This window comes from Streptomyces sp. 1222.5 (genome assembly GCF_900105245.1).
GTDB lineage: Bacteria > Actinomycetota > Actinomycetes > Streptomycetales > Streptomycetaceae > Streptomyces > Streptomyces albidocamelliae.
The window spans coordinates 1,089,730-1,112,979 of the sequence record NZ_FNSZ01000001.1; the positions used below are offsets into that span (position 1 = coordinate 1,089,730).

At 72.8% G+C, this 23,250-nt stretch carries 22 protein-coding genes; 15 read left to right on the forward strand and 7 right to left on the reverse strand.

Annotation, left to right across the window (positions count from 1 at the left end; all coding sequences use genetic code 11):
- Positions 1 to 129 precede the first annotated feature (129 nt).
- The 3 genes from BLW57_RS04955 to BLW57_RS04965 all read left to right on the forward strand — a co-directional run bounded on the left by BLW57_RS04955 (position 130) and on the right by BLW57_RS04965 (position 2,773).
- Positions 130 to 1,338: a chitinase gene (locus BLW57_RS04955; protein WP_176985465.1), complete on the forward strand. Its 1,209-nt coding sequence runs from the start codon at positions 130 to 132 to the stop codon at positions 1,336 to 1,338.
- Between the two features lie 112 nt (positions 1,339 to 1,450).
- Positions 1,451 to 2,227, forward strand: coding sequence for a polysaccharide lyase family 7 protein (locus BLW57_RS04960; protein ID WP_093472417.1), 777 nt, complete (start codon positions 1,451 to 1,453; stop codon positions 2,225 to 2,227).
- Between the two features lie 90 nt (positions 2,228 to 2,317).
- Positions 2,318 to 2,773 (forward strand): hypothetical protein, encoded by a 456-nt coding sequence (locus BLW57_RS04965; RefSeq protein WP_093472418.1) that lies wholly within the window; start codon positions 2,318 to 2,320, stop codon positions 2,771 to 2,773.
- A gap of 107 nt (positions 2,774 to 2,880) precedes the next feature.
- Here the strand turns inward: BLW57_RS04965 and BLW57_RS04970 are convergent, their stop codons facing one another.
- A complete protein-coding gene (locus BLW57_RS04970; protein ID WP_093472420.1) occupies positions 2,881 to 6,255 on the reverse strand; it encodes a pyruvate carboxylase in 3,375 nt (1,124 codons plus the stop codon).
- 437 nt (positions 6,256 to 6,692) lie between these two features.
- Here BLW57_RS04970 and BLW57_RS04975 point away from each other — a divergent pair, with 437 nt between their 5' ends.
- The 8 genes from BLW57_RS04975 to BLW57_RS05010 all read left to right on the forward strand — a co-directional run bounded on the left by BLW57_RS04975 (position 6,693) and on the right by BLW57_RS05010 (position 15,153).
- Complete coding sequence (locus tag BLW57_RS04975) at positions 6,693 to 8,363, forward strand: ATP-binding protein (protein ID WP_101377031.1); 1,671 nt, start codon at positions 6,693 to 6,695, stop codon at positions 8,361 to 8,363.
- Positions 8,360 to 8,767 (forward strand): roadblock/LC7 domain-containing protein, encoded by a 408-nt coding sequence (locus BLW57_RS04980; RefSeq protein WP_073890801.1) that lies wholly within the window; start codon positions 8,360 to 8,362, stop codon positions 8,765 to 8,767. The genes BLW57_RS04975 and BLW57_RS04980 overlap by 4 nt, the downstream gene beginning before the upstream one ends.
- Positions 8,764 to 9,111, forward strand: coding sequence for a DUF742 domain-containing protein (locus tag BLW57_RS04985; RefSeq protein WP_093472421.1), 348 nt, complete (start codon positions 8,764 to 8,766; stop codon positions 9,109 to 9,111). Before BLW57_RS04980 ends, BLW57_RS04985 begins: the two co-directional genes overlap by 4 nt.
- The gene (locus BLW57_RS04990; RefSeq protein ID WP_371127774.1) at positions 9,092 to 9,718 is read left to right on the forward strand and encodes a GTP-binding protein; all 627 of its coding nucleotides are present in this window, start codon (positions 9,092 to 9,094) and stop codon (positions 9,716 to 9,718) included. The genes BLW57_RS04985 and BLW57_RS04990 overlap by 20 nt, the downstream gene beginning before the upstream one ends.
- Positions 9,715 to 10,926 carry a cytochrome P450 gene (locus BLW57_RS04995; protein WP_093472424.1) on the forward strand — a complete coding sequence of 404 codons (1,212 nt, stop codon included), beginning with the start codon at positions 9,715 to 9,717 and terminating at the stop codon, positions 10,924 to 10,926. The genes BLW57_RS04990 and BLW57_RS04995 overlap by 4 nt, the downstream gene beginning before the upstream one ends.
- Positions 10,927 to 11,027: 101 nt before the next feature.
- Positions 11,028 to 12,254, forward strand: a complete 1,227-nt coding sequence (locus BLW57_RS05000; protein WP_093472426.1) for a cytochrome P450 family protein — start codon at positions 11,028 to 11,030, stop codon at positions 12,252 to 12,254.
- 186 nt (positions 12,255 to 12,440) lie between these two features.
- Complete coding sequence (locus BLW57_RS05005; RefSeq protein ID WP_093472427.1) at positions 12,441 to 13,430, forward strand: aldo/keto reductase; 990 nt, start codon at positions 12,441 to 12,443, stop codon at positions 13,428 to 13,430.
- 472 nt (positions 13,431 to 13,902) lie between these two features.
- On the forward strand, positions 13,903 to 15,153 hold the full coding sequence (locus tag BLW57_RS05010) for an MFS transporter (protein ID WP_256339393.1): 1,251 nt from the start codon (positions 13,903 to 13,905) through the stop codon (positions 15,151 to 15,153).
- Positions 15,154 to 15,175: 22 nt separating this feature from the next.
- On the opposite strand, the gene BLW57_RS05015 is transcribed toward BLW57_RS05010, so the two are convergent.
- From BLW57_RS05015 to BLW57_RS05025, 3 genes are read right to left on the reverse strand one after another with little or no spacing between them, the layout of a single operon-like run.
- Positions 15,176 to 15,913 carry a metallophosphoesterase family protein gene (locus BLW57_RS05015; RefSeq protein WP_093472430.1) on the reverse strand — a complete coding sequence of 246 codons (738 nt, stop codon included), beginning with the start codon at positions 15,911 to 15,913 and terminating at the stop codon, positions 15,176 to 15,178.
- The gene (locus tag BLW57_RS05020; RefSeq protein WP_093472431.1) at positions 15,910 to 16,188 is read right to left on the reverse strand and encodes a BON domain-containing protein; all 279 of its coding nucleotides are present in this window, start codon (positions 16,186 to 16,188) and stop codon (positions 15,910 to 15,912) included. Before BLW57_RS05020 ends, BLW57_RS05015 begins: the two co-directional genes overlap by 4 nt.
- Positions 16,185 to 16,871 (reverse strand): nucleotidyltransferase family protein, encoded by a 687-nt coding sequence (locus BLW57_RS05025; protein WP_093480535.1) that lies wholly within the window; start codon positions 16,869 to 16,871, stop codon positions 16,185 to 16,187. Before BLW57_RS05025 ends, BLW57_RS05020 begins: the two co-directional genes overlap by 4 nt.
- A 237-nt stretch (positions 16,872 to 17,108) precedes the next feature.
- On the opposite strand from BLW57_RS05025, the gene BLW57_RS43010 reads away from it, so the two are divergent.
- The 3 genes from BLW57_RS43010 to BLW57_RS05040 all read left to right on the forward strand — a co-directional run bounded on the left by BLW57_RS43010 (position 17,109) and on the right by BLW57_RS05040 (position 19,776).
- Entirely contained in the window at positions 17,109 to 17,279 is a 171-nt protein-coding gene (locus BLW57_RS43010) for a hypothetical protein (RefSeq protein ID WP_176985466.1), read from the forward strand.
- Between the two features lie 72 nt (positions 17,280 to 17,351).
- Positions 17,352 to 18,536, forward strand: coding sequence for a PP2C family protein-serine/threonine phosphatase (locus tag BLW57_RS05035; RefSeq protein WP_093472434.1), 1,185 nt, complete (start codon positions 17,352 to 17,354; stop codon positions 18,534 to 18,536).
- Between the two features lie 178 nt (positions 18,537 to 18,714).
- On the forward strand, positions 18,715 to 19,776 hold the full coding sequence (locus tag BLW57_RS05040) for a glycerophosphodiester phosphodiesterase family protein (protein WP_093480536.1): 1,062 nt from the start codon (positions 18,715 to 18,717) through the stop codon (positions 19,774 to 19,776).
- A 66-nt stretch (positions 19,777 to 19,842) separates the two neighbouring features.
- Here the strand turns inward: BLW57_RS05040 and BLW57_RS05045 are convergent, their stop codons facing one another.
- The 3 genes from BLW57_RS05045 to BLW57_RS05055 all read right to left on the reverse strand — a co-directional run bounded on the left by BLW57_RS05045 (position 19,843) and on the right by BLW57_RS05055 (position 22,015).
- Positions 19,843 to 20,343 (reverse strand): hypothetical protein, encoded by a 501-nt coding sequence (locus BLW57_RS05045; protein WP_093472436.1) that lies wholly within the window; start codon positions 20,341 to 20,343, stop codon positions 19,843 to 19,845.
- A gap of 178 nt (positions 20,344 to 20,521) precedes the next feature.
- Positions 20,522 to 20,998: an SRPBCC domain-containing protein gene (locus BLW57_RS05050; RefSeq protein ID WP_093472437.1), complete on the reverse strand. Its 477-nt coding sequence runs from the start codon at positions 20,996 to 20,998 to the stop codon at positions 20,522 to 20,524.
- Positions 20,999 to 21,139: 141 nt separating this feature from the next.
- Entirely contained in the window at positions 21,140 to 22,015 is an 876-nt protein-coding gene (locus BLW57_RS05055) for a helix-turn-helix domain-containing protein (protein ID WP_093480537.1), read from the reverse strand.
- Positions 22,016 to 22,684: 669 nt separating this feature from the next.
- Here BLW57_RS05055 and BLW57_RS42130 point away from each other — a divergent pair.
- A complete protein-coding gene (locus BLW57_RS42130; protein ID WP_256339394.1) occupies positions 22,685 to 23,053 on the forward strand; it encodes an ATP-binding protein in 369 nt (122 codons plus the stop codon).
- Positions 23,054 to 23,250 lie beyond the last annotated feature (197 nt).

Below are 23,250 nucleotides of genomic sequence, written 5' to 3' on the forward strand. Positions count from 1 at the left end.
AGATCGTATGGTCTAGTCCAAAGAGCGAGTTGGTCTAGTCCAACTCATTGACGTGACCGCAACACCTCCCAGAGGGTGGGGCTCCCCCGCTCAGGGGCTCTCCCCCACCCCACCCTCTGGAGGCACGCAGTGAGACGTCTTCGGGCATGTCTGGGCGCGGCCGCGGCCGTCACGCTCGCAGCCGCGGGCACGACCGCCCTGATCGCGAGCAACGCCTCGGGCGCGACGAGCGCGCTCGGCAACCGCTGGTACGCCGCAGCCCCGTACCTGATGCCGCTGGACAACGACCCGCCGGACCCGGCCACGATCATGGACGCGACCGGCCTCAAGGCCTTCCAGCTGGCCTTCGTCCTCGCCCCGAACGGCGGGGGCTGCACGCCCACCTGGGGCGGCACGGCACCGGTCTCCTCGGACACGGCCGTGCAGTCGGTGATCAACACCATCCGGGCCAAGGGCGGCGACGTCTCCGTCTCCATCGGCGGCTACGGCGGCACCAAGCTCGGCCAGGCCTGCTCCGACGCCGCGTCCACGGCGGCGGCCTACCAGCAGGTCATCACCAAGTACGGCCTGCACGCCATCGACTTCGACCTGGAGGAGCCGGAGTACGAGAACACCGCGGCCGTCCGGAACGAGATCGGCGCCGCGAAGATCCTCCAGCAGAACAACCCCGGACTGTACGTGTCCGTGACCACGGCCGGCACGGCGGACGGCACCGGCTGGTTCGGCAAGCAGATGCTGCTGGAGGCCAAGTCGCAGGGGTTCACCCCGAACAACTTCTCCATCATGCCGTTCGACGGCGGCTTCAACGGGGCGGCGAGCCAGACGAGCGCGCTGACGAACTTCAACGCGATCCTGCGGTCCACCTTCGGCTGGGACGAGGCCACCGCGTACGCCCACGAGGGCTTCTCCGGCATGAACGGCCGCAGCGACACGGGCGAGTACTTCAGCCAGGCGGACTTCCAGACCGTGCTCGACTACGCGACGAGCCACCACATGGACCGGTTCACCTTCTGGTCGCTCAACCGCGACCGGCAGTGCAACCCGGCCGACAACGGCGGCCGCACCTCGGGCACGTGCTCCAGCGTGACCCAGAACTCCTGGGACTTCGCCAAGTACTCGGTGAAGTTCGCCGGGGTCACCCCGCCCACCGGTACGCCCACTCCCACCCCGACCCCGACGCCGACGTCCTGCAAGACGGCCTGGAACGCGTCCGCGGTGTACACGGCCGGCAACGAGGTCTCGTACGCCAAGCACAACTGGAAGGCCAAGTGGTGGACCCAGAACGAGACGCCCGGCGCCGCCGAATGGGGGCCCTGGCAGGACGAGGGAGCCTGCTGAACCTCTTGACGTGCCTGGTTCAGACCTTTAACTTCTCGGGTCACCGGTGACCAAGGATGCGTTCACCGTTCATCATGCTGAACGCATCCCGGTCCGACGAAGGGACCCCCACATGACCCGACCCCGGCTCCTCACGGCGAGCGTCACCACGGCGCTCGCCCTGGCCCTCACCGCGCTCGGCACCGGCGGCGCCGACGCGGCCGATCCGCACGTCGCCCCCGGCGGCAACTTCGACCTGTCGGTCTGGCAGCTCCAGGAGCCCGTCGGCTCCCCCGGCAGGCCCACCACCGTCCCGTCGTCCCGGCTCCAGGGCCCGAACGGCTACCAGGACGCCTACTTCTACACCGACACCCGTGACGGCGCGATGACCTTCTGGGCGCCCGAGAAGGGCGTCACCACCCCGAACTCGAACTACGCCCGCTCCGAGCTGCGCGAGATGAACCGCGACGGCTCGGCCGCCGACTGGGCGCTCGCCGGCTCCCACCGCATGAGCGCGACGCTGCGGGTGGTGTCCGTGACCAAGAACGTGTGCGTCGGCCAGATCCATCTGGGCTCGGGCGGCTCCTCCACCAAGCCGCTGCTGGAGCTCTACTACCACGCGAACGGCGACATCGTCCTCGGCACCGAGAACTCGCCGTCGGGCGGGCAGACCCCGCACACCGTCGGCCATGTGTCCGTCGGCAAGACCTGGAACTACACCATCGCCGTTTCGGGCGGTGACACCGTCGACCTGACCGTGAACGGCACGACCACGCACTACGGCATCCCGTCGTCGTTCAAGCCCTACAAGCAGTACTTCAAGGCCGGTTCCTACAACCAGTCCTCCTCGGACAGCACCACGAAGGGAGCCCGGGTCGCGTTCTACGGGCTGACCGTCTCCCACGGCTGACACGCGGTCCGACCTGCCCGATTGGTGCATTCGGGCGTACGGTCGTAGCGTCAGTGTGGCGTCCGACACAGCACGACGGCGGGAGCGGACATGCGCGGATCACTGGTGGGAACGGCGATCACCCTCGCGGCGGGAACGCTGCTCACGGCGGCCATGACGACGGCCACGGCGAGTCCGGTGACCACCGCGGGACCGAAGGCCGTATCCCCGGCGCCCGTGCTCGTCGACTGCCAGTGGCGGCGCGACTACCGCCCGGTGGACTTCATCCTCGCCTGCGGTGACGGCAACAGCCGGCTGTCCGGCCTCCGGTGGAAGCACTGGAACGCCGAGGGCGCCCTGGCCGTGGGCGTGAACATGGTCAACGACTGCAAGCCGTACTGCGCGGCGGGCACCTTCCGCTACTACCAGGTGACGGTGCGCCTGGACCGTCCGCAGGCCTGGCAGAAGGACCCGAACGTCCAGCACTTCACGCGGATGAGCCTCACCTACGCCGACGCCCGGCCGGAAGGTTACAAGCAGGTCATGACCTATCCGCTCTGGGACTGACACGCCGAAGGGCGCGCAGCCGCCCGCAGCCCGACGCCGCTCGCCGTGGCCGGGACGTCCCGGCCACGGCGAGCGGCGTCACGGGCGGTCTCCGCCCCGCGCGCGTGTCAGCCGATCTCCGCCAGCAGGTCGCCGCCCTCCACCTGCTGGATCCGGTTGATGGCCAGCCGGGACACCCGGCCCGCCTTCGGAGCGGTGATCGTGGCCTCCATCTTCATCGCCTCGATGGTGGCGATCGTGGCACCGGCGGCGACCTCGTCGCCCTCCGTCACGGCGAGCGTCACCACACCGGCGAAGGGGGCCGCGACATGGCCCGGGTTCGACCGGTCGGCCTTCTCCGTCACCGGCACGTCCGAGGCTGCGGCCCGGTCACGTACCTGAATCGGCCGGAGCTGGCCGTTGAGCGTGGACATGACCGTCCGCATGCCGCGCTCGTCTGCCTCGCCGACCGCCTGCAGCTCGATCAGCAGCCGGACACCGGGCTCCAGGTCGACGGCGTACTCCTTGGCCTGGCGCAGGCCGTAGAAGAAGGCCTTGCTGTCGAGGACGCTGGTGTCGCCGAAGGACTGGCGGTGCGTCTCGAACTCCCGTGTCGGCGCGGGGAACAGCAGCCGGTTGAGGGTGGTCCGGCGGTCCTTCGCCAGTCCCTCCCGGTCCTCGGTGGACAGTTCGGGCGCCGGCTTGGCGGCGGTACGGCCCTGGAGCGCCTTGGTGCGGAACGGCTCGGGCCAGCCGCCGGGCGGGGTACCCAGCTCGCCGCGGAGGAAGCCGATCACCGAGTCGGGGATGTCGAACCGGTCGGGGGTCGCCTCGAAGTCCGCCGGGGAGACACCGGCGCCGACCAGGTGCAGCGCGAGGTCGCCGACCACCTTGGAGGACGGGGTGACCTTCACCAGGTGGCCCAGGATGCGGTCGGCGGCCGCGTACATCGCCTCGATGTCCTCGAAGCGGTCGCCGAGGCCGAGCGCGACCGCCTGGGTGCGCAGGTTGGACAGCTGCCCGCCGGGGATCTCGTGGTGGTAGACGCGCCCGGTCGGGGAGGCGAGCCCCGCCTCGAACGGGGCGTAGATCTTCCGCACGCTCTCCCAGTAGGGCTCCAGGTCACCGACGGCCTGGAGGTCGAGTCCCGTGGGCCGTTCGGAGTGGTCGGTGGCCGCGACGATCGCCGACAGCGACGGCTGGGAGGTGGTGCCCGCCATGGACGCCACCGCGCCGTCGACCGCGTCGGCGCCCGCCTGGATCGCGGCGAGGTAGGTGGCGAGCTGGCCGCCGGCGGTGTCGTGGGTGTGCAGGTGCACCGGCAGGTCGAACTCCCGGCGCAGCGCCGAGACCAGCTTGGCGGCGGCGGGGGCGCGCAGCAGTCCGGCCATGTCCTTGACGGCGAGGACGTGGGCGCCGGCCTCGACGATCTGTTCGGCGAGGCGCAGGTAGTAGTCGAGGGTGTACAGCCGCTCGGCGGGGTCGCTCAGGTCGGCGGTGTAGCAGAGGGCGACCTCGGCGATCGCGGTGCCCGTCTCGCGCACGGCCTGGATGGCGGGGCGCATCTGGCCGACGTCGTTGAGGGCGTCGAAGATGCGGAAGATGTCGATGCCGGTGGCGGCGGCCTCCTGCACGAAGGCGTCGGTGACCTCCGTGGGGTACGGCGTGTAGCCGACGGTGTTGCGGCCGCGCAGCAGCATCTGGAGACAGATGTTGGGCACGGCCTCGCGGAGGGCGGCCAGCCGCTCCCAGGGGTCCTCGGCGAGGAAGCGCAGCGCGACGTCGTAGGTGGCGCCGCCCCAGCACTCCAGGGACAGCAGCTGCGGCAGGGTCTGGGCGACGACCGGCGCGACGGCGAGGAGGTCCTTGGTGCGCACGCGGGTGGCGAGCAGGGACTGGTGGGCGTCGCGGAAGGTGGTGTCGGTGACGCCGATGGTCGGCGACTCGCGCAGGTGCCGCGCGAAGCCCTCCGGGCCCAGCTGCACGAGGTGTTGGCGCGACCCGGCGGGCGGCTCCCCCTGCGGCAGCGGGGGCAGCTTGGTCAGTGGGTCGAGCAGGTCGGGCCGCTCGCCGTGCGGCTTGTTCACCGTCACGTCGGCGAGGTAGGTCAGCAGCTTGGTGCCCCGGTCGGCGGAGGACCGGGCGGTGAGCAGGTGGGGGCGCTCCTCGATGAAGGAGGTGGTCACCCGGCCGGCCTGGAAGTCGGGGTCGTCCAGGACCGCCTGGAGGAACGGGATGTTGGTGGCCACACCGCGGATGCGGAACTCGGCGACCGCGCGCCGCGCCCGGCCGATCGCCGCGTTGAAGTCCCGGCCCCGGCAGGTCAGCTTGACGAGCATGGAGTCGAAGTGGGCACTGATCTCCGTGCCGGCGTGCGTGGTGCCGCCGTCGAGGCGGATGCCGGAGCCGCCCGGCGAGCGGTAGGCACTGATCCGGCCGGTGTCCGGGCGGAAGCCGTTGGCCGGGTCCTCGGTGGTGATGCGGCACTGGAGGGCGGCGCCGCGCAGGGTGATCCGGTCCTGTGCGAGGCCGAGGTCGGCGAGGGTCTCGCCGGAGGCGATCCGCAGCTGGGCCTGGACCAGGTCGACGTCCGTGACCTCTTCGGTGACGGTGTGCTCGACCTGGATGCGCGGGTTCATCTCGATGAAGACGTGGTTGCCGTCGCGGTCGAGCAGGAACTCCACGGTGCCCGCGTTGCGGTAGCCGATCTCGCGAGCGAAGCGGACGGCGTCGGCGCAGATCCGGTCCCGCAGCGCGGGGTCGAGGTTGGGGGCGGGCGCCAGCTCGATGACCTTCTGGTGGCGGCGCTGGAGCGAGCAGTCCCGCTCGAACAGGTGGATGACCTCGCCCTCGCCGTCGGCGAGGATCTGCACCTCGATGTGGCGCGGGTCGACGACGGCCTTCTCCAGGAAGACGGTCGGGTCGCCGAACGCGGACGCGGCCTCCCGGGAGGCGGCCTCGATGGACTCGCGCAGCTGATCGGGGTCCTCCACGCGGCGCATACCGCGGCCGCCACCGCCCGCGACCGCCTTGACGAAGACGGGGAAGCCGATCTCCTCGGCGGCCCGTACCAGTTCGTCGACGTCGTTGGAGGGCTGGGAGGAACCGAGCACGGGTACGCCCGCGGCGCGGGCGGCGGCGACCGCGCGCGCCTTGTTGCCGGTCAGCTCCAGCGTCTGCGCGCTGGGCCCGACGAACGTGATGCCGGCGTCCTCGCAGGCGCGCGCCAGTTCGGGGTTCTCGGACAGGAAGCCGTAACCGGGGTAGACGGCGTCGGCGCCGGCCCGGCGGGCGGCGGCCACGATCTCCTCGACGGAGAGGTACGCCCGCACCGGGTGCCCCGGCTCCCCGATCTCGTACGCCTCGTCGGCCTTGAGCCGGTGCAGCGAGTTGCGGTCCTCGTGCGGGAACACGGCGACCGTACGCGCGCCGAGTTCGTAGCCCGCCCGGAACGCGCGGATCGCGATCTCTCCACGATTGGCGACCAGCACCTTGCGGAACATCCTGGATTCCCTTCAGCAGCTGCCTGCCGGCGACGAACACCCTGGTGTCAGCCACGCCTGGCCGTATCTCGCGGCCACCCTAGGGGGTGTCCGCATGTGTCGACGTGCGAAAACCATCACATTGACGGGGTGGGCGGCGCCACAGGGACACACCGTCCGCGGTCCTTGACCACCGCTCGACGTGCCGACGTCACCCGCATCGCCCCCTTCGCCCCCCGAGGGCGGAAAGATCCCCCGGATGGAGGCGCACCGCAGGTGGTCACCTTCGCCCGGTATGAGTGTCCACTTCGTGGAACGTGCACGGTTCCTTTCAGTTTCGATCACGAACTCTCGTATAGTGACCGCGAGTTCACCGTCGTGTGGCATCTCTCACCCTCTGAACGTCCCCTGCCCAGCCCCCCAGCCTGCCCGTTTCTGCGCGAGGACCCGACCGGACGATGACCGCGCCCACCCCTCCCGGCGACCGCCCTTCCCTCCGTACGTTCGTCATCGCCCTCGCCGCGACCGGTGCCCTGTCGGCGCTCGCGGTCTGCGCGGCCGTGGTGGCGGCACCGGACGGTGTGCGCACTCCGCTCGCCTGGGGCGGCGGCGCCGCCGCGGTCCTGCTCGGCGTGGCGGTGGCCACGGCGGCCCACGCCCTGCGGGCCGGTCGGGACACCCGGGGCCGGCTGGAGAGCGTGACCCAGGACCTCGGGCGGCTGCTCCAGCAGCAGGCCCGCGCGGCCTCGGAGACGCGCCAGGAGCAGCAGCGCCTCATCGACGAACTCGCCGAGCAGCGAGCCGAGTTCACCGAGTCCTTCGCGACCGAACGGGACCGGCTGGAGCAGGAGGGCGCACGCGAGACGGAACGGCTGCGCCAGGAGAACGCCCGACTCAGGGGCGAGCTGGAGAAGGCGGGGCGGGAACGCGACGCCGCCGTGTCCGCGACCTCCAACGCCGCCGGCCGGATGCAGGCCCTGGCCACGGCCACGCTCGCCGACCTGCGGGCCATGGAGGACCGGCACACCGACGAGGAGGTCCTCGCCGACCTCCTCCACCTCGACCATCGCACCGCCCAGGCGGGCCGGCTCGCGGACTCCATCGCCGTGCTCACGGGTGCGCGTTCGGGCCGCAGGTGGGCGCGGCCGATCGGCATGGAGTCGATCCTGCGCGGCTCGATGGGCCGGATCGCCGGCTACCGCCGGGTGCGGGTGCACTCGGTCAGCGGGGTCGCCGTGGCCGGACACGCGGCCGAGGGCGTGATGCACGCGCTCGCCGAACTCCTCGACAACGCGGCGAACTTCTCACCGCCGACCGCCGAGGTCCACGTGTACGTGGAGGAGGTGCCGGCCGGCGTCATCGTGTCCGTCGAGGACAGCGGTCTGGTGATGGGGGACGTGCAGCTGCGCCGCGCCGAGCGTGCGGTCTCCGGTGACGTCTCGGAGCTGGGCGGTCTGACCGGAACCCGGCTCGGCCTCGCCGTGGTCGGCCGGCTGGCCCGCAAGCACGGTCTCAAGGTCTCCTTCCGGCCGTCCGCGCGCGGCGGCACCGGGGTGCTGATGCTCGTCCCGCAGGACATCCTCGCCGGCCCGGCCGCACCCGAACCGGCCGCCCCCGCGCCCGCCGAGGCACCGGCCGCCGTGGAGGTCCCGCCGGTCCACGAGGCAGCCGCGCCCGAGCCTCGGGAGGGCACGGCCGGGCTGCCCAAGCGGCGCCGGGGCCGCACCCTCGCCGAGGCCGAGCGCTCCCGTTCGCCCCGGGCGGGCGGCAGCCGCCCCGCGCCCGGCGCCGACCAGGGCAAGGCGCGGGCGGCCCGCTTCAGCAGCTTCCGCGAGGCCGTACGACCGCCGGCGGACATCGGCGGGACCGGCACGGTCGTTCCCGCGCCGGGCGACCACGGCACCGACGACCCGCTGCCCCCGGCACCCGGCGGCCGTACCGCCGGCTCCCCCGGGGAACCGGCCCGCGACGGCCACTTCGCGGACGACGCCGGGACCGCGACGCACGACGGCCGCGTGCACGACGGCCGGGCGCCCGGCTCTCCGCAAGGCCTCGCCGCCACCGGCGCGGACACCGCACCCGCTTCCTCCCACCCGCACGCGCACCCGGAAGGCGACACCACTCCATGACCGGCCCGACCACCGCCGACGACAAGCTCACCTGGCTCCTGGAGGGCCTGCTGGAGAGGACGCCCGGCGCCCGGCACGCGCTCGTGCTCTCCCGGGACGGGCTGAAGCTGTGCCGTACCCCCGAGTTGAGCGTGGACCAGGCCGACCAGCTCGCCGCGATCGCCGCCGGCATCCAGTCGCTGTCGCACGGAGCCTCCGCGGAGTTCGGCGACGGCAGCGGCGGCGTGCGCTCGGCGATGGCGGAGTTCTACGGCGGCGTGCTGTTCATCGTCGAAGCCGGCGCGGGCGCCCACCTGGCCGTCGTCACCTCGGAGGACGCGGACGCCGGGGTCGTCGGGCACACCATGAGCGAACTGGTGGAGCAGCTCGGCGAGCACCTGACCGCTCCGCCCCGGACGTCATGAGCCGTCCGGGGAGGGACGACGCGCCCGACCGTCTCTACACCATCACCCAGGGGCGCAGCCGGACCGGTCCGGACAGCCCCTTCGACCTGGTCACCCTCGTGGTCGCCGAGTCGGACCCGGCGGCCGGCATGCAGTCGGAGCACGTGGCGATCCTCGAGACGGCCCGTTTCCCCACCTCGGTGGTGGAGATCGCCGCCGAACTGCGGCTGCCGGTGAGCATCACCAAGGTGCTGCTGTGCGACCTGCTGGCGGCGGGCCGCGTGAGCGCCCGTCATCCCCGCCGGCCGGCCATTACCGACCCCGACATCCTGGAGCAGGTGCTCGTTGGACTCCGCAACCTCTGACGCCCGCACCCCGTTGGGTGCCTCCGCCGACAACGGTCTCAAGATCGTCGTCGTGGGCGGCTTCGGCGTCGGCAAGACCACCCTGGTCCGCTCCGTCAGCGAGATCCGCCCCCTCAACACCGAGGAGACGATGACGCAGGCCGGCGGGCCGGTCGACGACATCGGCCAGGTGCGGGGCAAGTCGGCCACCACGGTCGCCTTCGACTTCGGCCGGATCAGCCTGGACGCGCACAACGTGCTGTACCTGTTCGGGGCGCCGGGCCAGAAGCGGTTCTGGTTCCTGTGGGACCGGCTGTTCTCCGGCACGCTCGGTGCCGTCGTGCTGGTCGACACCCGACGCATCGACGACTCCTGGTACGCCATCGACCGGCTGGAGCACCACGGCACGCCGTTCATCGTGGCGTGCAACGACTTCGGCGGCACCGTACGGGCCGGCGAGGACGTCCGCGAGGCCCTCGACCTGGACCCGCACGTGCCGCTGATCGACTGCGACGCACGCTCCCGAGAGTCCGGCAAGCAGGTCCTGATCACGCTGGTGCAGCACGTGAAGAACCGGTACGCCGACCCGTCCGCGCGGGCGGGCCTGCCCCGACAGGAGTTCGTGTGACCACCCCCGACGCCGTGCCGCTCGGCGGCCCCCGCTTCCAGACGGAACCCGCCACCCTGTACCGGGAGATGCGGCGCGACCACGGATCCGTGGTGCCGGTGACCCTCGACGGTGACGTCCCGGCCTGGCTGGTGCTGGGCTACCGGGAACTGCACCAGGTCACCGGCGACCCGGTGCTCTTCAGCCGGGACTCCGACCTGTGGAACCAGTGGGAGAACATCCCGGCCGACTGGCCGCTGCTGCCGATGATCGGCCGCAAGCAGCCGTCGATCCTCTACACGGTCGGCGAACGGCACCGGCAGCGCGCGGCCATGGTCAGCAACGCCCTGGAGGCCGTGGACCCGTTCGAACTGCGGCGCCACGCCGAGCGGTTCGCGGACGAACTGATCGACGGACTGTGCGGCGCGGGCGAGGCCGACCTGGTCGCGCAGTACGCGATGCTGCTGCCGGTCCGCGTCCTGGCCCGGCTGTACGGCTTCCCCGACGAGGACGGCCCGGCCCTGGTCACCGCCCTCAACGACATGATCGACGGCCGCGAGCGCGCCCTCGCGGGGCAGGCGCATCTCGCCACGTCCATGGGGCAGTTGCTCGCCGACCGGAAGAAGGAGCCCGCCGCCGACGTGGTCTCCCGGATGCTCGCCGACGACAGCGGGTTCAGCGACGAGGAGATCGCGCAGGACCTGATGGTGATGATGGCGGCCGGACACCAGCCGACCGCCGACTGGATCGGCAACTCGCTGCGGCTGATGCTGACCGACACCCGGTTCGCGGCCTCGCTGTTCGGCGGGCGCAACAGCGTCGCCGAGGCGATGAACGAGGTGCTGTGGGAGGACACGCCGACCCAGAACGTGGCCGGCCGCTGGGCCGCCCGCGACACCCACCTCGGCGGCCGCCGCGTCCGGGCCGGTGACCTGCTGCTGCTCGGGCTCCAGGGCGCCAACTCCGATCCGCAGGTGCGCACCGACGCGTCCGCGCTGACCGGCGGCAACAGCGCGCACTTCTCCTTCGGTCACGGCGAGCACCGCTGCCCGTTCCCCGCGCAGGAGATCGCCGAGGTCATCGCGCGGACCGGCATCGAGGTCGTACTGGACCGGCTGCCGGACATCGACCTGGCGGTGCCGGCCGAGTCGCTGGGCCGCAGGCCCTCGCCCTGGCTCCGGGGGCTGACCGGGCTGCCCGTCCGCTTCACGCCCGTACCCGCCCGCTGATCCCGCGGCGCCCCGGCCGCGCGCCATTCCGCCGGGGTTCCGGGGACCGTCCCCCGGAAACCGGCGCAGTACCCCGACCCTGCCCTGGGAGGCACGTCACGATGACGACCGGTACCGAAGCACCCCGGATCGCCCTGGACCCCTTCGTCACCGACCTGGACGGCGAGAGCGCGGCGCTGCGCGCGGCCGGCCCGCTGGCCGCCGTCGAGCTGCCGGGCGGCGTCCCCGTGTGGGCCGTCACCCACCACGCCGAGGCCCGGGCGCTGCTCACCGACCCGCGGCTGGTGAAGGACATCACCGTGTGGGGTGCCTGGCGGCGCGGCGAGATACCCGCCGACTGGCCGCTGATCGGCCTCGCCAACCCGGGCCGCTCCATGCTCACCGTGGACGGTGCCGACCACCGCCGGATGCGCACGCTGGTCGCGCAGGCGCTGACCCCGCGCCGGGTGGAGCGGATGCGCGAGCGCATCGAGAAGCTGACCCAGGACCTGCTCGACGCGCTGCCCACGGGGGGCGGCACCGTCGACCTCAAGGCGGCCTTCGCCTACCCGCTGCCGATGTACGTCATCGCCGACCTCATGGGCATCGAGGAGGCGCGGCTGCCCCGGCTGAAGGTGCTGTTCGAGAAGTTCTTCTCCACGCAGACCCCGCCGGCGGAGGTCGTCGCCACCCTCACCGAGCTGGCGCGGATCATGGCCGAGACGGTGGCGGCCAAGCGGGCCGAGCCCGGCGACGACCTGACCAGCGCGCTGATCCTGGCCTCCGAGGACGGCGACCACCTCACCGACGAGGAGATCGTCTCCACGCTCCAGCTGATGGTCGCGGCGGGGCACGAGACGACGATCTCCCTGATCGTCAACGCGGTCGTCAACCTCTCCACCCACCCCGACCAGCGCGCCCTGGTGCTGTCCGGCGAGGCCGACTGGTCGGCGGTCGTCGAGGAGACCCTGCGCTTCTCCACCCCCACCTCCCACGTCCTGATCCGCTTCGCCACGGAGGACGTACCGGTCGGCGACAAGGTGATCCCGGCCGGGGACGCGCTCATCGTGTCGTACGGCGCGATCGGCCGTGACGAGCACGCGCACGGCCCGACCGCCGGGGAGTTCGACATCACCCGCACGACGGGCGGCCGGCACATCTCCTTCGGGCACGGGCCGCACGTGTGCCCGGGCGCCGCCCTGTCGCGGCTGGAGGCGGGCGTGGCGCTGCCCGCGCTGTACGCCCGCTTCCCCGGCCTGGAGCTGGCGGTGCCGGCGGCCGAGCTGCGCAACAAGCCGGTCGTCACGCAGAACGACCTGTTCGAGCTGCCGGTGCGGCTCGACGCGTAGTCCCGCGCACGGCACGCCTTGACTTCGAGCGCGCTCCAGCTCGTAGCGTCGCAGTCAGCGCGTGGGCCCGCGGTACCCGGCACACCCCACGGGATGCCGGGTACCGCGATCCGTCGCCGAATGGAAGAGGACCCTCGCGCCCCCGGAGAACGACGCACGAGCGTGCACGAAAGGCTGGGACCACACATGCAGAAGCGCAGTCTGCGGGACCTCCAGGTATCGGCCATCGGCCTCGGATGCATGGGCATGTCCGCCTTCTACGGCTCCACCGACCAGGAGGAGGGCGTCGCGACCATCCGTCGCGCCCTGGAACTCGGCATCGACTTCCTCGACACCGCGCAGCTCTACGGCCCGCTCACCAACGAGTCGCTGGTCGGCGAGGCGGTGCGGGGACACCGCGACGAATACGTGATCGCGACGAAGTTCAACTACCGGATGGACGACGCCGTACCCGGCGACATGAGCACGATCGGCCGGCAGGACGGCTCGGCCGAGCACGTCCGCAGCTCGGTCCACGGCTCGCTGGAGCGCCTGGGCACCGACTACATCGACCTGTACTACCGGCACCGGGTCGACCCGAACGTGCCCATCGAGGAGACGGTCGGCGCACTGGGCGAGCTGGTCGCCGAGGGCAAGGTGCGGCACATCGGGCTGAGCGAGGCGAGCGCGGACACCATCCGGCGCGCCCACGCCGTGCACCCGGTCACCGCCGTGCAGAGCGAGTACTCGCTGTGGTCGCGGGACGTGGAGGCCGAGGTGCTGCCCGCCTGCCGGGAGCTCGGCATCGGCTTCGTGCCGTACTCGCCGCTCGGCCGCGGGTTCCTCGCGGGCCGCTTCAGCTCTCCCGACGAGCTGGACGAGAACGACTTCCGCCGCAACAACCCCCGCTTCACCGACACCAACCTGGACGCGAACCTGCGGCTGGCGGAGAAGGTCAAGGAGATCGCCGCCGAGAAGGACGTGACCCCGGCCCAGCTGGCGATCGCCTGGGTGCTGGCCCAGGGCGAGGACCTGGTGCCGATCCCGGGCACCAAGCGCCGCAGCTACCTGGAGCAGAACGCCGGCGCGGTCGGCATCGAGCTGACCAAGGAGGATCTGACCCGCATCGACGCCGAGCTGCCCGAGGTGGCGGGCCAGCGGTACGACGAGGCGGGGATGCGCGCGATCAACCGGTAGCCGGCCGCGCGAGGCGGTGTCGCGTCCGGCCGCAGGCCGTCCGCGGCGCCGCCGTGGCCGGGCACGCGGTTCCCGGCGCCCCTCTTGAGGAGGCGGGCGGTTCCCCGCGCCTCGCGCAGAGTGCGGTGTGCCGTACGCCACCGTGACAGCGGGACGGCAGGACGGGTGCGGGGGTCTGTGAGGAAGCACACGGCGGTTCCCAACCGGCTGGTGCGCAGGGGGGTTTGGCGGTGCGTACGGGTTCCCGGCCGGGGGTGCCGCCGACGGCTCGCCCGGCCCGTCTGCCACCATGGTCGACGCCCTGACCAAGCACCCTGGCCGCGCAGTGCAGCCGGCCCCACGGGGTTCTCCGGTCACTCTCCCGACCCCGGTTGTCGAGTACCCCGCCGTGTCTGCTTCGTCTTCCCTGCCCACACCCGCTTCCCGTGCCGCCCTCTCGCGTTCGCCGTGGCGGTCCCTGAGATACCGCAGCATGCGCTGGTGGTCGGCGGCGAACTTCGTCTCCAACGCCGGCACCTGGATGCAGCTCACGGTGCAGAACCTGCTCGTGCTCCAGATCACCGGTTCCGCGGCGGCGACCGGCCTGTCGATGTCCGTGCAGGCGGCGCCCGCGCTGTTCGTCAGCCTGCTGGGCGGCGCGGCCGTGGACCGCTGGCACCGCAGGCTGACGGTCGCGTTGAGCCAGGCGCTGCTCGGCGCGGTCGCCTTCGCCACCGCGCTGCTGGTGGCGCTGGACCGGATCGACATGCCGGCGCTGCTGGTGCTGGCCGCCGTGACCGGCCTCATCGCCACCGTCGACGGACCGGCGTGCGCCCTGCTCGGCAACGATCTCGTGCCCGTGGCGGACGTGCCGTCCGCGATCGGCGTCGGCTCGCTGGTGCACAGCGCGGGCCGGCTGACCGGCACCGCCCTCGCGGGGGTGACCGTCGGTTTCCTCGGCACCGCCGCCGCCTACGCGGCCAACGGGGTCTCGTTCCTCTTCGTGGCGGCGGTCGTCCCGTTCCTGCGCCCGGCACCCGGCGCCGCGGCGCGGGAACCGGTGGCCGACGCCCCCGCCGCTCCGGCCCGCGCGGAGATGAGCGTCCGGGAGGGCCTCACCTTCTTCGCGCGCCGGCCCCGGCTGGTCGCGCTCGCGGGCATCACCGGCATCAGCTCGGTCTTCGGCCGCAACTACGGCCTGACCCTGGCCGTCCTGGTGACCGGCCCGCTCGCCGGTGGCGCGGGAGCCTTCGGCACCGTGTCCACCGTGCTGGCGGTCGGGGGCATCCTCGGCGCGGTCCTCGGGGCGCGGCTGCACAAGCCGTCGGTGCGGACCGTGGGTCTGCTCGCCGCGGCGGGCGCGCTGCTCCAGGTCGTCGCGGGACTGTCCCCGTCACTCGCCGTCCTGCTGGTGCTGGTGCTGCCCATGGCGGTGGTCGAGTCCGTCTCCGACACCGCCGGTACGGCCGTGCTGCAGACCGATCCGCCCGCGCATCTGCGGGGCCGGGTGCTCGGGGTGTGGAGCAGCATCGGCACGGTGTGGGGCCTGGGCGGCCCGCCGCTGCTGGGCCTGCTGATGGAGTGGGCCGGGGCGCGCGGTGCCCTGGTCGCCGGCGGTCTGCTCATCGCCGGGTCGATCGGCGCGGGCCTGCTGGTGCGCCGGCGCGGTGGCCCGGTGCCGGTGGCGCTGGCCGCGAAGGACGGCGACGTGGCCGGGCGGTCGGCTCTGGGCACGGCCGCCTGACCGTCGTACCGTCCGGCTCGGTTCAGGCCTGCTGCCGGTCCGGGCCGCCCGGCAGGTGGTAGACGTGGAAGGCCTGCCCGATCACCGGCTGGGCCACATTGCGCACGCGGACGCCGCCGCTGGTCATGCCGTGCTCGGTGCCCGCGTGGGCGTGACCGTGCACCGCGAGGTCGGCGCCGCCGGTGTCGATGGCCTCCGCGAGCAGATAGCTGCCGAGGAACGGATAGATCTCCAGCGGTTCCCCCGCCAGCGTGTCCGGTACGGGCGCGAAGTGGGTCAGCGCGATCCGCACGTCGCAGTCGCCCAGGTCCTTCAGGGCGCCGTGCAGGGCGTCGGCGCTCCTGCGGGTGTAGCGGACGAACTCCTTCATGAGCGGTTCGCCGAACTCCCCGGCGCAGCGGCCGACGAAACCGCCGCCGAAGCCCTTGGTCCCGGCCACCCCGATCCGTGCCCCGCCGGCGGTGACGACGACGGCCTCCCCCTCCAGTACGTGCGCGCCGGCTTCCCGGAGGACGGCGGTGACCTCCTCGGGCCGTTCGTCGTGGTGGTCGTGGTTGCCGAGGACGGCGACGACCGGCACCGCGAGGCCCTCGATCTCCCGGGCGACGACGGCCGCCTCCTCCGGGGTGCCGTGCCGGGTGAGGTCCCCGGCGAGCAGCAGGACGTCGGCGCACTCGGGCAGCGTGTCGAAGGAGGGCCGCAGGGTTCCCTGGCTCTCGGGGCCCATGTGGATGTCCCCGACGGCCGCTACACGGATCATGTGAGGTCCTCCCCGTGGTCGGGCGAGGAGGTCCCGGCGATGAGCATGTCGCTGTGGACCGGGTGTCCCGCCAGTTCCTCGCGCGCCTTGTCCAGGATCTCGTCGCGGCACTGGGCGGACGGCACGGTGCCGGTGAGCAGGACGGCGTCGCCGCGCAGCTCCACCCGTACGCCGAGTTCCCCGAGCGGCCCGGATGCCAGGTGTTCGGCGAGGTGGGCGACGCGGTAGTCCAGGTTGGCCGCGCCCGTCGGGGGCGAGGCGCTTGCGTCGGTCATGGCTGCCCTTCCTGGGGATCGATCACGTTCAGCCGTTCGAGGAGGAAGAGGAAGGCGGCCGGCATGGGCTGGTCCCCGCACTCCTCGCGCACCACGTCCCAGTCGACCTTCTCGCGGACCGCCCGGGCCACCGGCAGCACCGACCCGAAATCGCAGTAGTGCTCCGAGAAGGCGCTGATCAGGCTGTGGATCAGGTCGGTCGGGCAGAGCACGGGCATGAGCACCGAGTCGACCGGCAGGACATGGGCCCGGTCGAGCATGTCCTTGGTGACGGGCTGGTGCGCGAGGGCGAAGATGACGTCGACGTTCTGCCCGTGGCAGGTGGTCTTCAGCAGCCAGTCCTCGGGCGGGATCCGTACGGCGAGGCCCGCCTCGCGGAGCGTACCGGCGACCGCCTCGGCGTCCTCGGGGAGGATGGCGAAGTCGGCGTCGTGCTGGAGGTAGCGGCTGCCGCCGTGGGCGTACACGGCGACGCTGCCGGCCAGGGCGAAGGGGTGGCCCGCGCGTTTGAGGAGGGCACCGATCTGTTTGGTGGCCTCCAGGATCGCCTGGCTGCGGTCCTCCGGCAGGGCTGACGGCTCCGGCAGGGCCGGGGCAGCCGGGTCTCGCCCGCCCGTGGCGAGGTGCAGCCCCGTGGCCTCGGGTCGCCGGGCGGGCGCTGTGTCCTCCCCGTTGTGCGTCATGACCTCTCCCATCGCGGCGCACTCCACCCCCGGGCGGCCGGGTCGGCGCCGGGGGCCCTTCGGGTACCCGGGCCGTCCGGCCCGACACCGGTCACCGGCGAAGCGGTCCCGTCGTCGGCCCGACCGGAGAGCGTCCGCGGGCCGCGGGCGGTGCCGGCCGTGAGGGCGTGGCCGTGGAAGAAGTCGGGGGCGCGGCGCCGCATCACCAGGATGATCAGGGTGCCGGCGGGGCGACCCATGACCGGTCCGGCGAGGGCGGCGGAGGCGTTGTCCGAGGTGGCCGCGTCGGCGAGCCCCGAGCCGGCGGTGCCGGAGCCCGACGGCCGTCCGGGTGGCGACGGCGCCGGCCAGGTGGGAGCCGACAAGGACGGCCGTCGCGATCAGGGCGGTCACCTCCTCCCCGTGTGACCTGCGTCGTGTGCGGCGTCACCCGCGGACGGCGAGTGGCCGCCCGCTCCGCCCAGGGGCACGCTGGTAGGCATGAGATCCCGGATCGGGGGCGCCGGCGCGCGGCAGCCATGGCAGTCGTCGCATGCCCTGATCCTGCTCCCGATCACGCTCATCGCGGTCATCACCGCCGTCGACATGCACGCGCCCACCGACGTCCACCTCGGCCCGACCCTGGTGATCGCGCCCGCGATCACCCCGTCCTTCGCCGGCCCCTGGACCACGGCGGGCATCGGCGCGTTGGCCACGGGCGCACAGATCCTCATCGGCGCCACGCACGGCGGGCTCTACACGACGAACCACATCGTGCAGATCATCACCCTCGCGCTGCTGTCCGTGCTCTGCGTCATCTACAGCGCGCTGCGCGAGCGCCGGCAGGCCCAGCTGGCCCAGGTGCGCACGGTAGCCGAGGCCGCACAGCACGTGCTGATGTGGCCGCTGCCCGAGCAGATCGGCCCGCTGCGGATCGCCTCCCTGTACCTGGCCGCCGAGGACGAGGCGCAGATCGGCGGCGACCTCTACGCGGCGACCGTCAGCGACGGCGCCGTCCGCGTCCTGATCGGCGACGTCCGGGGCAAGGGGCTGCCCGCCATCGGGGAGGCCGCCCTGCTGCTCAGTTCCTTCCGGGAGAGCGCGCACCGGCACGTCCCGCTGGCGGAGCTCGCCACCAGCCTGGACCAGAGCGTCAGCCGGTACGCGGCCGACCTGGAGCCACCGGAGGAGGCGGGCGAGCGGTTCGCCACCGCGCTGCTCGTGGAGATCCCGGACCACGATCCGGTCACCCGGATGACCAGCTGTGGTCATCCGCCGCCCCTGCTGCTGAGTCCCGGCCACGTCGTCAACGTCCCGAGCCTGCATCCGTCACCGCCGCTCGGTGTGCACGCGGACGCCGAGCGCACTCTCGACGCGTTCTCCTTCGAACCCGGTGACACGCTCCTGCTCTACACGGACGGTGTGGTGGAGGCCCGGGACACGCGCGGCAGGTTCTACCCGCTCGCCGAGCGCGTCGCGCGCTGGACCGACGACAGCCCCGAGGCGCTGATGCACCACCTGCGGCGCGACCTGCTCGACCACGTCGGCGGCCGGCTCAACGACGACGCCGCGCTCATCGCCGTGCACCGCACACCGGTCGAGCGGCGCCGCCATCACGGCCGCGTCGGCGGCGGCGACACCGCCCGGCACGGCGCCGGTACGGAGGCCGGCAAGCCGGCCGGCTGACCCGGCTCGCCAGGACCCGCCGGCACCCCGGGCCGACGGGTCGCCGTGCGCCATCGCCGTCCGGCCGGACGTTCAACTCCCTTTGCGCCAATGTTCAGTCCCCGGGGTGGCCCGCCCGGCACGGCCGTTGCGAGAATCACCGGCGCCCCCAGAACAGGGAGACCCCGTGCGACTTCCGCTGTCCCCGCGCAACGTGCTCGCCGGCCTGGCCCTGACGCCGGCGCTCCTGCTCCCGGCCACCGCCCACGCGGCACCGGGCGGCCCGCACCCGCACCGCTTCGACCTCCAGGCCCACCGCGGCGGCATCGGCATGACGACCGAGGAGTCCCTCGAGGGCTTCGCCAAGGCCATGCGGCTCGGGGTGTCCACGCTGGAGCTGGACACCCAGGTCACCAAGGACCTCAAGGCCGTCGTCAACCACGACCGGCAGATCAGCGGCGTCAAGTGCGCGGACACCGGCCCGGTCACGCCCGGCGATCCGCTGTACCCGTACGTCGGGAAGTACATCAAGGATCTGACGCTGGCTCAGATCAAGACGCTGGACTGCGGGTACCGGCAACTCCCGGGCTTCCCCGAGCAGGAGGTCGTCGAGGGCTTCCGGATGGCGGAGCTAAGGGATGTCCTGAATCTGGTCAGGAGCTACCACGCCGACCGGCTCAAGCTGAACATCGAGACCAAGGTCGAGGCGGGGACGCCCGAACAGACCGCGCCGCGTGAGGTGTTCGTCCGGCGGGTGTACGAGGAGATCCACCGTTCGGGCATCGAACGGCAGGTCACCATCCAGTCGTTCGACTGGGGCGCGCTGAAGGCGATGCACCGACTGGCGCCCCGGTGGCCGCTGGTGGCGCTGACCAACTACGACTTCCTCCAGGTCGGCATGGACGGCGCGTCCCCGTGGCTCGGCGGGATCGACGCGGACGACTACGGCGGGGACTTCGTCCGGGCGGCCGCGACAGTCCCGGGCCTCACGACGCTCTCCCCCAACTACGGCTTCCCGCAGAACGGCAAGGTCGGCGACCCCGGGTTCCGTTTCTACGCCGACGAGGCGATGGTCGCCGAGGCGCACGCACGCGGGCTGAAGGTGGTCCCCTGGACCTGCGACGACATGCCGACCGTGGCCGCGCTGATGGACGCGGGCGTCGACGGCGTCATCACCGACTACCCGAATCGCGTACGGCAGTTGATGGCCGACCGCGGGCTGCCGCTGCCCCGGCCCTACCGTCCGCGCGGGCACGCCTGAAAGTACCGCGGGCGTGAGCCCCGCCCCGAGTGGGGCGGGGCGGGACCGCACGCCCCGTCCTCCGGGTCAGCGGACCGGCTTGAGGTCCGTGATCTTGAGGGTCTTGAGGTCGGACAGGACGTCGATGCCGGTGACCCGCGCGTGCGGCCCGTCGCTCCAGGTGAGGGTGACCCGGCTGGTGGCGTGGCCCGCACCGGAACCCGTGTGGGCCACCTTCCACTTCACCGGCACGTTCTGCGCGAACAGGACGCCGTCGGCGTGCTGCCTCTTCTCGTAGGCGGCCACCTTCGCGCGGGCGGAGGAGGAGAGGTAGAAGCCTCGCAGGGCCTTGGCGCCGGTGGCGGCGGACGGGTCGTCGGTGGCCCGGGCGGAGTCGATGTAGGCCGCGTAGAAGTCGGCCACGTGCTGGGTGACGTCGCGCGGGTCGCCCTGGGCGGTGGACACCGCCCCGGCGCGGGCGGTGCGGTTCGCGCCGGCGCCCGCGAGGGCGGGCGTCACGGCGGCCAGGCTGAGGCCGGCGGTGAGGGTCACTGCGGTGAGGAGGGTCTTGCGACTGCGGACGGACATCTTTCTCGTTTCCCCCGTTTTCCTCGCGACCGGCACCGTTCGGTCGTCGGCGGACCGTAAGACCGTGCTTTCCGCGCTCCGGTTCCGCTTCTTTCCGCTTTCTTGGCACTCAATGCCCGGAAGGTGGAGACTCGAAAAGGTTCAGACTCAAACCGGCCGGGTTTCGCCGCTCTTTCGGTCATTCCGCTCCGGGTGACCGCCCTTCGCCGACGAGCCGGGCGAGGTTGTCGAGAGCCATACGGGTGCCCAGCTCGTTGTCCTCGCGGGGTACGGCGTCGGGGACGCCCTCGTGCAGCATCTCCACGTCCGTGCCGCCGCCGCTCGCCGTGAGCTTCGTCGTCAGGGTCATCGTGGACCGCAGGGCGTCGTCGCCGGACTCGAAGGCGAACACCTCGACGACCAGGGCGTCGGGCACGAGCCGGGCGAAGTGGCCGCGGTAGGTGTCGGTGTGGCCGCCGGACTTGCCGGTGCCGCCCCCGCCGTCGTAGGTGAGGGAGACGCGGAACTCCCCTCCCTCCCGGGCCTCGAAGGCGTGCACGCGCGCGGTCATGCCGGCCGGGACCCGCCAGGCCGCGAGCGCGTCCGGATCGAGCAGGGCCCGGTAGACGGCCTCCGGGGGCGCCTGCACATGCCGGGTGACTCGAGTGGAGTACATGGCCTCACGCTAGCGGCCGCGGGGCGGCCGGGCCGGTCGTGGCGCACGACGTCGGGGGTGCCGGTGGGCACGTGCCGGTGAGCGGGGCCGGGTGGCCGCCCGGGGGCAGCCGGCGTCCGGCACGGGCCGATGCGGCGGGGGTCAGAGATCCTTGCGGATCGTGTCGAGCATGGCCTCGGCGGTCCGGGCCGGTGCGGCCTGGGCGCCCAGCCGGTCCAGCGCCTCGCGGTACAGCCCGACGTCGCCCGCCTTGTCGAGGTAGACGGCCCCCGCGAGTCCGTTGAGGTAGACGATGTCGGGCAGTTCGGGGGCCCGGAACCGGAAGAGGTGGAAGGTCCCGGCCCGCATGGCGGGGTGCGGGCCGTTGGCGAACGGCATGAACTGCAGCGTCACATGGGGCAGCCGGCCGATCTCGACGAGGTGGTCGATCTGTGCGCGCATCACCTCGGTCCCGCCGACCGGCCGGCGCAGCACGGTCTCGTCCATCACCACCCACACCCGGGGCGGAGCCTGCCTCGTCAGCAGTTCCTGACGGCGCATGCGCAGCGCGACCCGCCGCTCGGTGGCCTCGGCCGAGGCGTTCGGGTCGCCCACGCCGAGCAGGGCCCGGGCGTAGTCCTCGGTCTGGAGCAGTTCGTGCACGAACTGGCTCTCGTAGGCGCGGATCTGCGAGGCCGCCTGTTCCAGGCTGAGGTAGGCGGCGAACCAGTCGGGCATGACGTCACGGTAGGTGTGCCACCAGCCGCGCTGGTTGGCCTCGCGCACGGACCGCAGGAAGGCGTCGATCTCCCGCCGGTCGGTGACGCCGTAGATCTGGAGCAGCTTCTCGGCGTCCGCGAGCCGCAGGCGGGCCACCTTGGCGGCCTCCATGCGGCGGATCGTGGAGTGGCTGACCCCGAGGGCGTCACCCGCCTCGGCGTAGCCGAGACCGGCCCGGATCCGCAACTCCTCCAGCTGCCGGCCGAGGATCATGCGCAGCACGGACGGGGCGCCGCCCCAGTCGGCCTCCGCGGTCACGCACACCCCCTCGGCAGGTGCCGGATCCGGTCCCGCACGGGTCATTACCGTGCGCTCATTCGATCACGTCCGGACGCCGAGCGACACGTTCGGGGTCACTTGCAAATTTCAACTTGCCTGTTGCGAGCCGATGTTGGCGGATGACACAGTGGACGTACTGCTCCGGCCGACCCGAGGAGCAGGCGGCGCGGCCGGGTCGGGGGAGACCGGGCCGGCTTACGGCCTCATGGGAGGCGGTGTGTCGTCTGCTGCGCGAGCGGCCGGACCTCGCACCGGACACCCCCCACACTCGCGAGGCCGGACGAAAGGCGCACGATGGTTCCGCCCTCCCTCCCCCGACTTCCCGAGGACCGAAGACCCGAACGGCCGCTGCCGGAACCGGATCCGGCGCGTCTGCCCGCGCTGCCCAGACCGCACCGGTCCCCCGCCACCGGACCATCCCTGCCGGCCCCCGACTCCGCCGGACCACCCCACCCGGCCCCGTACGTCCCGGACCACCCCCGCCCGGCCGCCGGCGGTGCGGAGCGTCCCCACCTGCCGCCGGTCCCGGCCGCCGGCTCCCGACCACCCGGAGGCGAGCGCCCCGGTCGACTCCCTGGGCCCGACGGCTCCGGCCGGCTCGCCTTTGGGGCTTCCTCTCCCGGCTCCGCCTCGTTCGACCTGCCGGCCGTGCCGGTGGCCGTCGGCACGGCCCGCCGGCTCGTCCTGGACCTGCTGACCGCCTTGGACGTGCCCGGACAGGTCCGGGACGACGTGATCCTCGTGACCTCCGAGCTGGTCACGAACGCGCTGGTGCACGCGGCGGGCGAGCGGATCGCCTGCCGGCTGCACCGCACGGCGGACCGGGTGCGCATCGAGGTCGAGGACCAGGACGGCGGCCCCGGACTGCCCGTGGTCGGCCGGCCCGGCCCCGACGAACAGCACGGACGCGGCCTGTTCCTGGTCGAGGCGCTGAGCAGCGACTGGGGAGTGACGGCGGTGCCGGACCGGCCGGCCTGCGTCGTCTGGGCGGAACTGCCCATGCTCCACCACCCCTGACACCCCCCACCCGACACCCCCGGACCGTCCCCCACTCGTCCGAAGGGACTCCCATGCACCACATCCCCCCGCACCGCTTCACCCTGCGCCGCCCTCCCCTCCCCCGCGGCCCCGCACACCGCTGTCATTGCGGCCCCGTACCGTCCGCGGACCCGTCCTGGACCGCCGGCCGCCCCAGGCCCGGCACGCCGCCCGCG